Origin of the sequence: Oscillibacter sp. (assembly GCF_031978065.1) — a bacterium.
Taxonomy (GTDB): domain Bacteria; phylum Bacillota; class Clostridia; order Oscillospirales; family Oscillospiraceae; genus Oscillibacter.
The window spans coordinates 1-14,377 of the sequence record NZ_DALZCH010000011.1 but is presented as its reverse complement, the minus strand read 5'-3'; the positions used below and the strand labels follow the sequence as shown (position 1 = coordinate 14,377).

Here is a 14,377-nt window from a genome sequence, read left to right as displayed (position 1 = left end):
ATAGTCAAGTGATGGTGGCAATTGCTGTGGGAGGAAGGGTGTCGTATGGTCAGAATTATCATTTTTGTGCCGTCCCCGGATTTAATTGAACAAATGGAAGCAAAGGTGGAGAAGATTCGCAGCAGTGAATTGCATATTGATGTGGTTCATCGTTTCGGAACTCCGGAGATTCTCAATCAACTGGGGGGCTATGATGTAATTGTGGCGAGGGGCATCACCTATCGCAAAATTTGCGAGATCTATTCGGGAAAGCATGTGACCTGTCTGGATTTCGACGGGACGGATATTCTGGAGGCTCTGATGCTCTGCCGGGACAGCTTTCACCCTTCCGTTATCGGGTTATGCCTGAAACGCGGCGAGCTCAGGAAGATATTGCCCGGCTTAAATGAACTGTGTCGGGCGGACGTGCGCCTATACGATGTTCTGGATGAAGATAGCGCGTACGCGGCTGTGGACGCCTGCCAGAGGGATGGCGTGGACGCCATTGTCAGCGGCGGAACTGTCAGCAATATCTGTCGGGAGCGCGGAATTCCGTGTACCTATATCCATATTCAGCCCGAAACGTTGGACCGCGCTGTGTCAGAGGCGATGAAAGCGGCCCGCAGCATCAATACCGAGCGAACGAAAAGCAATATCATTCGTATGATTCTGGACAACAGCGAAGACGCGGTGCTTGCCGTGGATGAAACCGGCTGTATTCTGGAAGCGAATACAAAGGCATATCAGCTTTATCAATTGGATTTTGCGTCTGACTGGCAGGGGCGGTTAGTCAGCGAAATCAATTCCCAACTGACTTTTATCGGCTCCTCCAGCATTTCGTGCCGGGATGGGGACGAGGGCATTTTGAACCTGAACGGGCAGAAATACTACGTGAAATACAAGCTGATCTGTGGAGAGGCCTCCGGCGTAGGCACGCTGATCACCACCAGTGCCGCTTCCAAGATCATGCAGGAAGAACGCCAGCTACGCAAGGATCTCACGTTCAAGGGCCTGACCGCGAAATACTCGTTTCGTGATTTAATTGCCTTCAGTCCTGCCATGCGCAAACGCGTTGAAATCGCCAAGAAATTCAGCACAGCCAGCTCCAATGTGCTGATTACCGGAGAAACCGGAACTGGTAAGGAGCTATTTGCGCATAGCATTCATACGGCCAGTAATCGGGCTGATCAACCCTTTGTGGCCATTAATTGCGCCACACTTCCGGAAAGTCTGCTGGAAAGCGAATTGTTCGGCTATGAGCCGGGTTCTTTTTCCGGCGCTTCCCGCATGGGAAAAACGGGCCTTTTCGAGCAGGCCCATCACGGAACTATTTTTTTAGACGAGATCGGTGAAATTCCGGTTGCTTTGCAGGCAAAGCTGCTGCGGGTGCTTCAGGAGCGGGAAATCCGGAGGATTGGTAGTACTGCGGTCATCCCGATTGACGTGCGGGTGATCGCTGCAACCAATGTCAATATTCAAGAGCAGATCGCGCAGGGCAAGTTTCGGAGCGACCTTCTGTTTCGTCTGAACGCTCTGGAAATTTATATTCCGCCGCTGAGGGAGCGGCCGGACGATATTCTGCCGCTAATGGAGCATCAGCTTTGCATTTTTGCCGCCGAGCAGGGTAAAATTCCGCCTCGGCTGACATTGCGCGTGCAGGAGATTCTGCGCCAGTATTCCTGGCCGGGCAACGTGCGTGAACTCAGAAATGTCTGTGAGCGGCTGGTAGTACTCAATGACGCACAGGCTATCAGCACGGACACGTTGGAAGAACTGAATTTGCTTTTTGCTGATGGGCAGAGAGCGGGGGGCTTGGAAACTTCCGGGCAGGCTCCGTCTGCCTTCCCTACAGCTCCAGCGCCGCCTTCGCTGTATTTGCCGGTCCCTGTGAAAAAGAAGGAGCTTGCCCGGGAATTGGGAGTCAGCCGGACCACACTCTGGCGGATGATCAAGCGGCAGGAAGAGAAAAACAAATCCCCAGATTCCGAAAAGTGAGCCTGTCACGGGGCAAGGCGGTAAACTCTATCTAGAGAAAGAAGGTAACTATTTGCAGCGCGATCATGATTTCAGTCAAGGGAGTATGGCAAAGAATATCACCGTCATGGCTGTTCCAATGATCATTGCACAGTTGATCAATGTCCTTTACAACATAACAGACCGTTTTTTTATCGGACGTATCGGCGGGGGGCAATCCTTGAGTCTGACCGGCGTCGGTATTGTTTTTCCAATCATAAATATTATTACTGCGTTTACAAATCTCTTCGGCATGGGCGGGGCGCCTCTTTGTTCGATTGCACGTGGGCGAAAGGATGATGAGACGGCAGAGCGAATTATCGGATCTTCGTTTTTTATGCTGGTCATTACCGCACTGATTCTGACCTTCATAGGCGTTGCATTTCAAAATCCGCTGCTGCGGCTTTTCGGCGCCAGTTCCGAAACCTTTCCATACGCAAAGGAATATTTCTCAGTCTATATTTGGGGAACAGCGGCGGCTGTTATCGGGCTGGGGATGAATAATTTTATTAATTGCCAGGGCTTTGGAAAGGTGGGAATGGTTTCTATTGCCGCAGGCGCGGTGATCAATGTGGTTCTCGACCCGCTGCTGATCTTTGTGTTTGATTTAGGAGTGAGAGGCGCTGCCATTGCTACGGTTGTGGCCCAGTTTGTCTCTGCGGCTTGGGTGCTGCATTTTTTGACAGGGCGGAGGGCGTTGCTCCTGCTACGCAAGGAACATATCCGCTGGCAGCCTGCCGTGCTGTTGCAGACCGTGCAGATGGGCTTTGCAAATTTTGTAATGGCGTTTACAAATGGAATCACGCAATTCGCTTATAACCGTGCGCTGATGAATCTGGGCGGCGATGTGTTTGTGGGTGCCATGACGGTGATCACCTCCGTGCGGGAGATGGCGATCATGCCCGTGCATGGCATCACAGCCGGGTCACAGCCTGTTCTTGGCTATAATTATGGGGCCCAAAAACTTGACCGGGTAAAAAAGGGGATTGCCTTCACAACCGGCGTGTGCATTGTGTATACCGCAGTGGTCTGGGGCGTGTTGTTTTTGTTCCCACAGGCGGCTATCCTGCTGTTTACAGATGATCCAAAGCTGTTGGAAGTCGGTGTGGATATGCTGCATATCTATTTTTGGGGCTTTTGTCTAATGGCACTTCAGTTTTCCGGACAGGCCACCTTCACCGCGCTGGGAAAGGCCAAGTATGCCATTTTCTTCTCCTTGTTCCGCAAGGTTGTACTGGTGATTCCGCTGATCTGGCTGCTTCCTCGCTATATGGGGGTATCCGGTGTGTTCTGGTCGGAGCCAATTTCCAATTTGATCGGTGGAGGCGCCTGTTTTGCAACAATGCTGTGGATGGTGAAAAAGAAGCTCTGAGCGGAAGGCGGGGACCACCTTTTAAAAGATCTCTGCCCCTAATAAATCGGAGTTGGGCATGAGCTTTTTTGAGACTTCTTCGTAATGAGCCTGTCTGCTCTAAGCGATGAACTGGCACAGGTCTGACAACTGCGGTCATGGCCGGGGCCTTCAGATCCAGCCATGATCAAGGTTATAATTTTCTGCGACGGGGTGTCCAACTTGCATTTGCAATCTGTGTTTCAAAAATAGGCATCTAGGCGTGGACTAGGAGGACAGTATATGAAAACAATTACCAACCTGATAAAAGATGTTCCCATTCCCAAAATGGTGCGGATACGGGAGCTTTACGATTCCACCAATATTCCAGAGGAAAAAATTGCGGCAACGGTTACCTCCGAGCTCTCCAGAGAGGTGATTGCGGAGAAAATACAACCCGGAATGAAGGTTGCCATTACCTGCGGAAGCCGCGGCATTAACCACTATGCAATCATGACCAAAGCCATTGTGGATTTTGCGAAGTCCCGGGGCGCGGAACCTTTTATTGTGGTGGCCATGGGAAGCCACGGAGGAGCTACCGCGGAAGGCCAGAGCCAAATTCTTGCCGACTATGGCATCACAGAGCAAACGATGGGTTGCCCGGTGAAAAGCTGCATGGATACAGTTCAGATCGGTATTTCCGAAAAACGGCATCAATCCGTTCAGATTGACAAAAACGCGGCGGAGGCCGACGGGATTATTCTCTTAAACCGGATTAAGCCCCATACGTCTTTTCGCGGCAAGTATGAAAGCGGCCTGATGAAAATGATGGCCATCGGCCTTGGTAAGCAAAAGGGCGCCCATGATCTGCACAGCCAAAGTCCGGCGATTATGCACGAGCTGGTAGAGGAATACGGCCTTACGATTCTGAAAAACGCACCGATTATCGGTGGAATTGCAGTGATCGAAAACGCTTATGATGATACCTATCTCGTTAAGGCGTTAACCCCTCAGGAGATTATTGATGAGGAGCCTAAGCTCAAGGAGCTCTCCTATAAGACCATTGCCCGTCTGCTTTTTGATAAATGCGACGTGCTGGTTGTGGACCAGATCGGCAAAAATATCAGCGGAGACGGTATGGACCCCAATGTAACAGGGCGCTTTGTCCAACCCAAATACTGTTCGGGGGGGATCGACGCGGAAAAGGTGGTTGTTCTTGACCTTACGGACGAAACCCACGGCAATGCGCAGGGCATTGGGCTGGCCGAAGTGACGACCCGGCGGCTTTACGACAAGATGAAGCTGGAGATGACGTATCCAACCGGTGTTACCAATACGTTTTTACATTTGATGAAGATTCCCATGATCATGGACAATGACCGTGAGGCATTGCAGCTGGCGCTTTGCTGCTGCCCTGATGCCGAAGATCAGAACAACATGAAGATGATCCGCATTCACAATACGGCCCACATTGAGTATATTGAGATTTCCGAGGGTCTGCTGCCGCTGGCCAAGGCCAACCCGAATATTGAAATTCTCTCCGAGCCCTATGAACTGAAATTTGACACACAGGGCAATCTGTTTTAATGAGGGGATGCCCGCGGATCGCGGGCCATCCCTTTCCCGCCGCCGTTGGACTGATAGGCTTAACGGCACAGACATGCTAAAAGGAGGCGTGCATTTATGCGCAACGCAATGATCATTGATTCCAAAGACAATGTGGTAATCGCCATTGAGGCAATTCAGAAGGACGATGATATCATCTATGTCTGCAACGGAGAGACACTGCGCTTTCCGGCTCTGGAGGATATTACGATTTACCATAAGGCGGCCTGCCAGAACATTCCGGAGGGCAAGTCCGTCTCCAAGTACGGACAGCATATCGGCATCGCCGCCTGCGATATTAAAAAAGGTGAGCATATCCATGTTCATAACGTCACCAGCCACAGGGAAAATCTCGACGGCTGACAAGAGGAGATATCAATGAATTTTTTTGGATATCAGCGTCCGGACGGGCGGGTGGGCATCCGCAATCATGTGCTAATTCTGCCGGCCAGTGTCTGCGCATCCGATACCACACGAATTATTGCCAGTCAGGTTAACGGAGCCGTAACCTTCAACAATCAGCAGGGCTGTTCTCAGGTTGCTCCCGATCAGCAGCTTACAATGGACGTGATGGCCGGTTACGCCGCGAACCCCAATGTCTACGGAACCGTGGTTGTATCCTTGGGCTGTGAAAACTGCCAGATGGATTTGGTAGTCAAGGCAATTGAGGAGCGCACCAACAAGCCGCTGCATCAAATCATCATTCAGGAGATTGGCGGAACGCTTAAGGCCGTGGAACAGGGTGTTCGGTACGCAAGAGAGCTGGTTCAGGAGGCGTCATTGCTTCAAAAGCAGGAGTTTCCCATGTCCGAGCTGATTCTCGGCACGGAATGCGGCGGCTCCGATCCCACCAGTGGTCTTGCGGCGAATCCTGTTATTGGGTGCCTGAGCGATCTGCTGATAGCAGACGGGGGAACCTCCATTCTCAGCGAGACAACGGAGTTCATTGGTGCCGAGCATATTTTGGCAAAGCGCGCCAAAACTCCCGAGGTTCACGACCGTATTTTGGAAATTGTACACCGCTATGAAAAAGCGTTGCAGTTGATTGGGGAAGAAGTAAGAGAAGGAAATCCTTCTCCGGGCAACAAGGCGGGCGGCATCACGACCTTGGAAGAAAAGTCGCTGGGCTGTATTCATAAAGGCGGTCACGCACCTGTCAGCGCCGTTTATGACTATGCCAAGCAGGTTGCGACAAAAGAGGGCTTGGTGATAATGGATACCCCGGGCAACGATCCCGCTTCTGTTGCAGCGATGGCGGCCGGCGGCGCGCAGATAGTGGTTTTCTCATCAGGCCGCGGCAGCCCCACGGGAAATCCCATCGTGCCGGTCATCAAGATTACCGGCAACAAGCTGACCTTTTCAAAGATGAAAGACAACTTGGATTTGGATGCCTCCCCGCTTATTTACGGGACCAAGACGCTGGAGGAGTTGGGCGACGAGCTCTATCAAATGGTCAAAGAAGTCGCCTGTGGAAATCAGACCAAAGCGGAAGCGCTGGGCTTTACCGAAATGGCAATTGCCCGTGCTTGCAACTACGTATAAGGCGTTTCCTTGAAATTGATTTTCGGGTGAAACAGATAAAAAGAGAGTTTTTCATAACGCAGTTTGGAGCTGCCGGGAACATCCCGGCAGCTCCCTTTTTATTGGCATATAAAAGACCTCCTATCGTAGTTTTTATTCTACGACAGGAGGCATTTTTGGTAGTGTTAAGAGTCATGCACAAATTAGTTTGCGACAAGGGGTTGGAGAAAATCTTGGACTAAGCACAGCGTCCTAAATTTTGCCGGTTCTATGTTTGGGTTTGCCGGAAGTATCAGAGAAAGAATCAGAGAATGGGCTTTTTAAAAATCCGTCCCTGCTTCATCACAAAAGAAACCCGGCTTAAAGACGAAATGTTCTCCAGCGGATTGCCGTCCACCGCGATCAGGTCAGCGGCAAGGCCGGGCTGGATACTGCCGGTCCGCCGGTCAATGCGGCACATTTTTGCGGCGTTCACCGTCACGCCTTTGATTGCGTCAAGGCTGCTGGCGCCGCATTGGACCGCGTATTCCACTTCTCTATAAAGAAGACCGTGATAAGCATCGGTGCCCAAAGCGAACTTGACGCCGCTTTTCATGACCTTCTCCATGCAGGAAAAGGCGGCATCCCGCGTCCGGCGGCAGCAGTCCACACTTGCCGGAGAGAGAAATTCCTCCCTGCTGGGGTCCAGAAGAATGCCGGAGGTCAGATCCAGCCAGCAGTCATACTTGTTCACCAGCTCAAGCCCTGCGTCATCAATGCAGTAGGCGTGTTCAATTACGTCCACGCCTTCTTCAACGCAGTCCACCAGACCCTGACCGCCGATGCAGTGAGAGGCAACAGGCAGATTTTTGCCAGTAGCTTCCTCTACAACGGTGCGGATTTCTTCACGGGTGAGGAAGTGGGGGATAAAGGACCCATTTATGGGAGGCATTCCCGGTGTTGCAAAAATTTTTAATAAGTCAGCCCCTTGGAGCATATTCTCTCGGGCGGTGCGCCGGAATTCCTCAGCCCCGCTGTGAGGCACCCCCACAAAGCCGTGACCGTGGATGCACCTCATGCCAATACCCGCACATAGCAGATTCGGCCCGATTAAGCGGTTCCGCTGAATCTCTTTCCTGAGTTTTATGTCTAGATAATGGCGGTCGCCCATACACCGGGCGGTGGTGACTCCCGAAAGCAAATCGTCTTGCAGGGTTTTGACCGCCGTGACGGTCAGCTCACACTCGCTGCCATCCATCATTTCCAGATGACTGGGCAGACGTGCGTCCATTCCCACATGATTGTGACATTCAATCATTCCGGGTATGAGCGTGAGATTACCCAGATCCACCAACTCGAACTGGTCGTGGCTTTCGGACAGAAATGCTGCCTGGGGCAATATTTTTTCAATTACGCCTTCATGAAGAATCACGCAACCGTCGCGCATTAATTCCAATTCCGGACCGTTGAAAATTTTTCCCGCCAGCAACACGGTGTAGCTTGCCATAGGGTTAGCCTCCTTTTATCGCTGTGGCCTTCTTTTTGTCCTTGGCGTTCTTGATAAAAGGATAAACGTAGGAGAACAATGTAAAGGCAAGAAAGATAACAAACAGGGGACGGTCAAAGACGTCCAGAAGCTTTCCGGAGTACAGGGTAGCTGTCTGGGAGAGGCCCTGTTCCAGAATTTTTCCCAGCAGCAGCGCGAGAGCCACCGGGGAGAGTGGATAGTCGTTTTTGACCATGATATAGCCTACGATACCCGCGATATACATCATCAGAACGTCCCACATGTTCTTGTTGATGGAGAACGCGCCCACGGTGGCAAGCACCACAATGGAAGTGGACAGCACCGACTTAGGAATCAGAAGGATTTTTCCGGAGACCTTGCAGTAGAGCCAGCCAACGAAAAACATCATGATATTGATGACGATAAATCCTACCAGCAACGTATAAACCTCTGCGGCGTTTTGAGAAAAGAGCAGCGGGCCGGGGCGAAGTCCGTGGATAATCATTGCGCCCAAAAAGAGGGCCGCGGGGGCGCTTCCGGGAATACCCAGCGTCAAAAGGGGAATCAGAGATCCGCCCGTAACGGCGTTATTGGCCGTTTCTGAAGCGATAATTCCCTCTAAGGAGCCATTTCCATATTCTTCGGGATGCTTGGAGGACTTGCGTGCCTCGTTATAGGCAAAGAAGGAGGCAATGTCCGGACCGGCGGCGGGAATAATACCGATGATCACGCCGATGACGGACGAACGAATGAAGTTAAAGATATTGCTGGTGAGGTCCTTCATGTGAATGACCATCTTGCTCACCCGGCTCACATCGCCTTGCGCCGACTCCCGCTCTTCAAGCATTTTCAGCACCTCGGGCAGGGAGAACAGGCCGATTAAAACGGGAACTACATCCACGCCGCCGGTGAGCTGATAGAATTCGGCGGTAAACCGGGGGAAGCCCAGAATGGGGTCCTGTCCCACGGTGGCGATGAGAAGGCTCACAAAGCCCACCAGCAAACCTTTCAGAAGGTTATCAAAGGAGAGCGTACAAACAACGCTTAGGCCGAAGATGGCGATCATCATCTGCTCAGGCGCGCCCACCTTCATAGCGATCAGCGCCAGCAGCGGCGCGCCCACCAGCAGGGCGAAGGCGCTGGCAATTCCGCCCACAGTGGAAGCGAAAGTGACCATGGCCAGCGCCAAGCCGGAGTCGCCCCTCCCCGTCAACGGAAGCCCCTCCATGGCGGTGGGGACTGAGGCGGGGGTGCCGGGAATGCCGATCAGAACGGCAGGAATTGAGCCGCCATAGACGCCGCCGCAATAGATTCCCGCCAGCAGAAGCATAGCCGCCTCCGGCTCCATGACATAGGAAAAGGGGATAAATACCGCGACGCCCATGGTGGCGGAAAAACCGGGCAATGCGCCGAACAGTACGCCTACAAAAAGGCCAGCGGTGCAGATAAGTAGATTATAGGGCTGAAAAACATGGGTCAAGCCCAAAATGATATTGTCCATATATTTGCTCCCCTTACATCAAAAATGTCAGCCAGGTTCCGCGTGGAAGTGTGACCAGCAGAAAGCGCGTGAACAAAAAGTGCATGCTGAAGGTCAAACCCAGCGGGAGCAGTACCAACAGAGAAATATTGCGTATTTTCAAGAACAAAAGCGATCCCAGCACAAAAAGAAGCGTTGAGACAATGTAACCAATCTTGTCCAGAAGGAAGATATAGGCTGCAATCAAAATGGCATAGCTGATGATCATCAGAAGCGTTTGCTTGAAGTCGGGGGCTACCTCCGCGGCCTGCTCGCTACGGTGCTTTTTAATAGATTTGAACAGCAACGCGCCGGTGAGCAGTGCGCTGCAGATGATCAGAAAGGTTGGATAACCTTTTGCGTCAGAGGGAATACTGCCGAGCTGAACCACAAACACTCCCAGAAAAATGAATAGACCGATGCAAATCAGAATGTCATTGAATGATTTTTTAAGTTGCATAGTTTTCTCCTCGTAGATGACCGTGTTTTATTCCAGACCAGATTCAATCATCTCTTTATAAGTTTCATGGTTCTCCAGATAGAAGGTCTTAAACTCCTCGCCGCTGCACAACTCAGCCATAATGCCGGCCGCCTTGGCCTCGGCCTGATAGTCGGGGTTGTTCCAGGCGGACTCAAAAGCGGCGACCAGCTCGTCAACGACTTCCTGAGGGGTTCCTACGGGAGCAACCAGACCTCTCCACATGGTGTGCGTGTAGTCAACGCCCTGCTCTTTGATGGTAGGGATGTCGGGTACCACGTCAAACCGCTCGGCGCTGGTAATGGCAACAGGAATCACATTGCCTGCCTGAATCTGAGGAATTGCCTCGGAGACAAAGGGAACGGCCAGATCCACGTCGCCGCTTGCCACTGCGGTAATTGCCTCAGAGCCGCCCTGATAGACGATTCTCTTAAAGTTGATGTCCAACTTCTGCTCCAGAGAAATGCGCAGGAAGTCATGGCTGGTCCATGCGCCGCCCAAAGCAAGTGATAGCTCGCCGGGGTTGGCTTTGCCTGTTTCCAGCAGGCTGGCTATATCGGTGATGCCGGATTTTTTGCTGGCCACGATGATGTGGGGGTCGGCGGAGTATTTCAAAATGGGCTCGAAGGAATCCACGCCATACTGGATGCCTTCAAACAGGAGATTGTCATTGGAGTTTGTGCTGGCGAAGTATCCCAGCGTGTATCCGTCGGGGACCGCACTGGCGAGCTGAGTCAGGCCCACGGTGCCGCTGCCGCCGGTCACATTCTGGATAACAATTTTCTGCCCCAAAGACTCCTCGGCGTATTTGGACAGAGTGCGCACCGAAATATCCGCGCCTCCGCCTGCGGCAAAGGGAACGATTACCTGAACGACCTTGTTGGGGAAGTCAGAGCTGCCTCCTACGGAAGCCGAGCCGCCCGACTGAGAAGCGGGGGGAGCAGAGGAACCCCCACAGGCAGCCATAGAAAGTGCCATGGTACCCGCAAGTGCCATTGCCAGAATTTGCTTTGTTGAAATCATGATAATTTCTCCTTTTCCGACCAAATTTTCCCTAAAAAATTTTGTCTCTATGCTTTTGTAAGCAAAGGATATGCCACATGTCTTTTTTTCTTAAATTTCAACTTATATTTGTTGGTACTCTCTAGACAAGCACGAACCAATTTGTTCAAAATACCAAAGATCATTTTAATTTAAACAAATTTCAAGTAAAAAGGCACAAACGATATTGCATATTTGCAATATCGTTTGTGCAATGCAATTGCAATTAAGAAATTTACACTGTTATTGAATTCCGTACCTCTTCATTTTTCGCCACAGAGTGCTGGTATCCATTCCCAGCGCGGCGGCGGTTTCTTTGCGGCTGCTGCCGTGCATCTGCAAAGTGTGTTCTATCAATTCTCGCTCGGTCTTCCGCAGAGCCTCATGGGCTGAGGGAACGCCCGTGCTGCGTCCCGATGCCGGGAGAGGACTCATTCTCATGTCTAGGGCGGAGGATACGGCGGACACGCTTGCATACTCCTGTGTACAAAGTACGCAAAGTCGTTCGCAGAAGTTTCGCAGCTCTCGCACATTCCCGGGCCAGTCGTAAGAGCGGACCAACTCCTGCGCGGTGGGCTCCAGACCTTTGAGCCTGCATCCGTTCTTGGCCCGCTCAATGTCTATAAAGTGGTCAATCAGGCAGGAAATATCTTCCCGCCGCTGCCGGATAGGCGGAATAATCAGCCGCAGCACGTCCAGCCGGTAGAGCAAATCCATGCGAAAGGAGCCTTTGCCAACTGCTTCTTGCAGATCGCGATTGGTGGCGGAGATTACCCGTACGTCGATGGGAATGACGGTGTCGTGGCCCAGACGCAGAATCTCTCGCTCTTGAAGAACACGAAGCAGCCGCCCCTGAAGTTTGGCAGAGATGTCACCTATTTCGTCCAAGAAAATGGTGCCTTTGTGGGCAAGCTCAAAAAGGCCCATTTTGCCGCTCTTGGCCGCTCCTGTGAAAGCGCCCTCCACATACCCGAACAGCTCCGACTCCAGCAGATCTTCCGGCAAAGATGCGCAGTTGATGGCAACAAAGGGCTCGTTCCGTCGACTACTGGCGTTGTGTACCGACTGGGCAAACAGCTCCTTGCCTACGCCGGTCTCTCCCAAAATCAGAAGGCTGGAATTGGAGTTGCTGTAACTTTGCGCCACCCGGATGGTCTCGGCAGTGGCCTCGTCCCGGTAATAAATATTTTCAAATCGGTACTTAGAAACAAATCCTTTTTTATAAAATCGCTTCCGGATTTTTCCCTCTTCCTCTTGAATCTGCGTGATGTCTTGAAAAGTGAGTACGCAGCCTACGTTGCATTCCGTTCCTTCAATGGGCACACAATTTACCATGATCGTTATATCCCTGACCCGGTGGATTTCCGAGAGAATTTTGATCCCTCGTTCCACCACCTCCTGATAATGGATGTCCGGAAACCATGCGCAGAGCTGTTGACCCAATAGCTCCTGCTCAGTCACTCCCAGCAGGTTATAGCAATAATTGTTGGCAAGGGTGATCATTCCCTTGTGATTGGTGGAGACGATCCCCTGAAAAGAGTAATTCATGATGTTGGCAATTTGGCTGCTTTTCAGCCGCTCGGCCCGCGTGATCTGGACCGTTTGAAGTGCCTCGTCGATCGCGGAGTTGATTGCTTCTTTCCCGGATTCAATCAGCACCGATGGGACCCCGTATTCCGACGCGATGGCAATGGTGGAGCAGCCGCCCACAATTGCCTGCGCACCGTCGGCAATGGCGTGCTCGGTTAACTCCCGCAGCTTTAGCTCGTCGTCCGCGGCATAGCATCTGATTTCAATATCCCGATAGACGGCTCCGATGTTCTCTGCGCCGTAAACCATGTTGCTGGCGCCCACAATGGCAATTTTTTTAAAGGTATGCGTTCGAAGAAAGCTGTCCACGGCGGCAATGACATCGTAGCCGGTGGTCTTCAGCTCCGCATAGGGGATCCCTAATCGTTTCAGCTTCAGCGCCGTAAATCCGCGGGAGATAATGGCGTCTCCATGTAGGGCCGCAGCCAGATCATTATTAAACTGATCGGCCATGATCTCACAGGAGATTTCGTCCCGATCAGAACGCTCTTGAAATACTTGTTCAATTTTTCCGCGTAGTTCCTCATACGGCGCGAGAAATATCAGATGAATCATTGGATGTCCTTTCTCCGCCGCTCGGCAGGGGTATTGGTTATGCGTCCGGCTATTTTTACAACCTTGGAGGAATGTGCTGCTTTCTTACTGATCTACAAGATGGGAAATCTCTTCGTTGCAAAGGCGTACCGCCTCGTTTAAATAAGTCTGCATTGATTCCTGCGCGCCGACCGCCAAACGAATATTGCACTTTAAAGACGGTAAAAGAATCTTCACCGCATCTGCTGAACCGATTGCCGCCGCCATGGCCGGCGTGACCTCACCCAAAAGTCCGTTCGCGACAAGAACCCCTATGGGACCCAGCAGAATGTGCATACGCGAGGCGTTGTATACGATGGCATTCTCGCCAGTCGCACCGTCGTCCGCGCCGCCTTTGAACATGGTAGCGGTGGCGGCGGCATTTGCCCCTAAGGCACGAATTGAAATGTCCGGATTTGCCTTTTTGAGCTGCTGAATCAAAGCACCTCCAAGGCCGCCCCCTTGTCCGTCGATGACGGCTATTTTGATGTTTTCCCGTTTCATAAAGCTAGTCCATTCTCCGGATACGTTAAAGTGCCGGTATTTGTATTTGTTGAAATTCACACTGCTCTCAGCAAATTAATTCATATTATACATTATCATATATAATATTAATATAGAACAACATATCCCCAAAATATAAATATTATTGCTAAAATATTTGCATTTTCCCCATTGACAGATTTATGCAGGCTTGCTATGCTTACATATATGGTCTGAAGGCCATGTCAAGCGGATAGAATTCCGCTCTCTTTCCAATGGCTTGCCGGCAAATCTTTTGTACAGACGGCTTATATGGAAAGTTTGTGTTTTGCCAGAAGGCATACCTATATTAGGTATGCCTTCTTTTATTTTGCGTTGGTTGAAAAAGGCAAGTTATTAGGTGTAGCGGCTGTTCGCAAAACACAGTTGCAGCGGACAAGGCTAATTTGCTCCGTACGACAGATTTGGAGGTCACAATGAATTTACAGGACTTTTTTGCACAGCACCCGTCTGGCGCGCTGGCCTTTTCGGGCGGCACCGACCCTTCGCTATTGGCATGGGCGGCCATGCAGTACGGCCGGGACTGGCACGCCTATTACGTCAACTCGGCGTTCCAGCCATCGTTTGAGCTGGCGGACGCTCGAAAGATTGCGCAAGAGGGCCGCATTCCCCGGGCGGTCATGGAAGGAGACAGTCTGGCGGACGAAACGGTGGTCGCCAATCCGGAAAATCGCTGCTACTACTGCAAGCGTGTCGTTT

At 51.6% G+C, this 14,377-nt stretch carries 11 protein-coding genes and 1 pseudogene; 6 read left to right on the top strand and 6 right to left on the bottom strand.

Annotated features, from left to right (window positions below):
- Positions 1–45: 45 nt before the first annotated feature.
- From RTK01_RS03010 to RTK01_RS02990, 5 genes are all read left to right on the top strand, one after another.
- Positions 46–1,974 carry a sigma 54-interacting transcriptional regulator gene (locus RTK01_RS03010; RefSeq protein WP_312279560.1) on the top strand — a complete coding sequence of 643 codons (1,929 nt, stop codon included), beginning with the start codon at positions 46–48 and terminating at the stop codon, positions 1,972–1,974.
- Between the two features lie 85 nt (positions 1,975–2,059).
- On the top strand, positions 2,060–3,364 hold the full coding sequence (locus RTK01_RS03005; protein WP_312279559.1) for an MATE family efflux transporter: 1,305 nt from the start codon (positions 2,060–2,062) through the stop codon (positions 3,362–3,364).
- Between the two features lie 261 nt (positions 3,365–3,625).
- Positions 3,626–4,909 (top strand): lactate racemase domain-containing protein, encoded by a 1,284-nt coding sequence (locus RTK01_RS03000; RefSeq protein WP_312279558.1) that lies wholly within the window; start codon positions 3,626–3,628, stop codon positions 4,907–4,909.
- A gap of 96 nt (positions 4,910–5,005) precedes the next feature.
- Positions 5,006–5,290 carry a UxaA family hydrolase gene (locus RTK01_RS02995; protein WP_312279557.1) on the top strand — a complete coding sequence of 95 codons (285 nt, stop codon included), beginning with the start codon at positions 5,006–5,008 and terminating at the stop codon, positions 5,288–5,290.
- A gap of 15 nt (positions 5,291–5,305) precedes the next feature.
- Positions 5,306–6,469 carry a UxaA family hydrolase gene (locus tag RTK01_RS02990; RefSeq protein WP_312279556.1) on the top strand — a complete coding sequence of 388 codons (1,164 nt, stop codon included), beginning with the start codon at positions 5,306–5,308 and terminating at the stop codon, positions 6,467–6,469.
- A gap of 283 nt (positions 6,470–6,752) precedes the next feature.
- Here the strand turns inward: RTK01_RS02990 and RTK01_RS02985 are convergent, their stop codons facing one another.
- From RTK01_RS02985 to RTK01_RS02960, 6 genes are all read right to left on the bottom strand, one after another.
- Positions 6,753–7,934, bottom strand: coding sequence for an amidohydrolase family protein (locus tag RTK01_RS02985; RefSeq protein WP_312279555.1), 1,182 nt, complete (start codon positions 7,932–7,934; stop codon positions 6,753–6,755).
- Positions 7,935–7,938: 4 nt separating this feature from the next.
- The gene (locus RTK01_RS02980) at positions 7,939–9,435 is read right to left on the bottom strand and encodes a tripartite tricarboxylate transporter permease (RefSeq protein ID WP_312279554.1); all 1,497 of its coding nucleotides are present in this window, start codon (positions 9,433–9,435) and stop codon (positions 7,939–7,941) included.
- A gap of 13 nt (positions 9,436–9,448) precedes the next feature.
- Positions 9,449–9,913: a tripartite tricarboxylate transporter TctB family protein gene (locus RTK01_RS02975; RefSeq protein ID WP_312279553.1), complete on the bottom strand. Its 465-nt coding sequence runs from the start codon at positions 9,911–9,913 to the stop codon at positions 9,449–9,451.
- A gap of 27 nt (positions 9,914–9,940) precedes the next feature.
- Positions 9,941–10,954: a tripartite tricarboxylate transporter substrate binding protein gene (locus RTK01_RS02970; RefSeq protein WP_312279552.1), complete on the bottom strand. Its 1,014-nt coding sequence runs from the start codon at positions 10,952–10,954 to the stop codon at positions 9,941–9,943.
- Between the two features lie 261 nt (positions 10,955–11,215).
- A complete protein-coding gene (locus RTK01_RS02965) occupies positions 11,216–13,117 on the bottom strand; it encodes a sigma 54-interacting transcriptional regulator (protein ID WP_312279551.1) in 1,902 nt (633 codons plus the stop codon).
- Between the two features lie 84 nt (positions 13,118–13,201).
- A complete protein-coding gene (locus RTK01_RS02960; protein WP_312279550.1) occupies positions 13,202–13,639 on the bottom strand; it encodes a DUF3842 family protein in 438 nt (145 codons plus the stop codon).
- Positions 13,640–14,094: 455 nt separating this feature from the next.
- Between RTK01_RS02960 and RTK01_RS02955 the strand changes: the two are divergent.
- Positions 14,095–14,377: pseudogene (locus tag RTK01_RS02955) on the top strand (TIGR00268 family protein); the annotation flags it as partial.